Here is a 1,673-nt window from a genome sequence, read left to right as displayed (position 1 = left end):
CAACGCCCACCCCGCACACCACACGAAGAAACCCTCACCCAACTCTTCGCCGAAACCCTCGGAACCACCCAAGTCGGAATCGACGACAACTTCTTTGCGCTGGGCGGCCATTCGCTTCTCGCGACTCGGCTGATCAGTCGCATTCGCAGTGCCCTGGGTGTGGAATTGAGCATCCGTTCTCTTTTCGAGTCGCCGACCGTGGCCGGCCTGGACGCGCATCTGGATCAGGGCGCGGATCTGGTGCGGCTGCCGTTGGCCGCGAGGGTGCGGCCCGGGGTGGTGCCGGTGTCGTTCGCGCAGCGTCGGCTGTGGTTCCTGGGGCAGATGGAAGGGCCGTCGGGCACCTACAACACTCCGTTGTCGCTGCGACTGCGGGGGCAGCTCGACGTCGATGCGCTGCGCCTGGCTCTGGGAGATGTGGTCGGGCGGCATGAGAGTCTGCGGACGATCTTTCCGGAGGCCGACGGCCAGCCCCATCAGCACATTGTTGAGGCCGGTGCGGCCGTGCCGTCGCTCGTGGTGATTGAGGCCGCTGAGGAGGAGCTGGCCGAGGCGCTGGTCAGGGAGGTCGGTGCTGGGTTTGACCTCTCAGACGCGCTACCGGTGCGCGTGCGGCTGTTTGTGTTGGGGCCGGATGAGTTCGTGCTGCTGGCCGTGGTGCATCACATCGCCGCGGATGGTTGGTCGCTGGCGCCTTTCGCCCGGGACCTGACCATCGCCTACAAGGCCCGTGCCGACGGCAAGGCGCCCGGATGGCAAGCGCTGCCGGTGCAGTACGCGGACTACACCTTGTGGCAGCGTGAGGTTCTGGGTAGCGAAGACGATCCGGACAGTGTGATCTCGCAGCAGCTGGCCTACTGGACGGCTGCCCTGGCGGGTGTGCCGGAGCAGTTGGAGCTGCCGGTGGACCGGCCCCGGCCGGCCGTGGCATCGCATGAGGGTGGCAGTGTGGCGGTGCGGGTGCCGGCCGAGGTGCATGGGCGGCTGGTGGAGCTGGCCCATGACACCGGCACGAGTGTGTTCATGACCGTCCAGGCCGCCCTGGCCGTCCTGCTCACCCGGATGGGCGCGGGCACTGATATCCCGATCGGCACTCCGATCGCGGGGCGTACCGACGACGCCCTGGACGACCTCATCGGCTTCTTCGTCAACACGCTGGTGTTGCGTACGGATGTGAGTGGCGATCCCACGTTCCGTGAGTTGGTGGAACGGGTGCGGGAGACGGACCTGGCCGCCTACGCCCACCAGGATGTGCCGTTCGAGCGGTTGGTGGAGGTGCTGAACCCGGAGCGGTCGATGGCGCGGCACCCCCTGTTCCAGGTGATGCTCTCCTTCCAGAACAACGCCCAGCCAGATCTCGACTTGTCTGGTCTGGACGTCACCCATGAGCCTTTGGGCGGTATCGCCGCCAAATTCGATCTCACGGTCAACCTCAGCGAACTACGCACGGCAAATAGCGCTCCCAACGGGCTGACCGGGCAGCTCGAATACCGTACCGATATCTTCGACCCTGCCACGGTCGAGGAGCTTGCCAATCGGCTGATACGCGTCCTGGAAACGGTCACCAGCAATCCCGACATGCCTGTGGGTCGGGTTGATGTGTTGGGTGAGGTTGAGCGGCGGCGGGTGTTGGTTGATTGGAATGATTCGGGGTGGCCGGTTTCGGGTGTGGT

Annotated in this window: 1 protein-coding gene; it reads left to right on the top strand. The window is 65.6% G+C overall.

From position 1 onward, the window contains the following. Nucleotides 1-1,673 (top strand): condensation domain-containing protein (locus ACFV2X_RS55590; protein ID WP_385631980.1); only part of this gene is annotated, 1,673 nt, incomplete at both ends.

The sequence above is a fragment of the Streptomyces sp. NPDC059679 genome (assembly GCF_042734105.1).
Lineage (GTDB): Bacteria > Actinomycetota > Actinomycetes > Streptomycetales > Streptomycetaceae > Streptomyces.
Note: the sequence above shows the minus strand (reverse complement) of the source record. Positions and strands in the feature narration are given on the sequence as shown.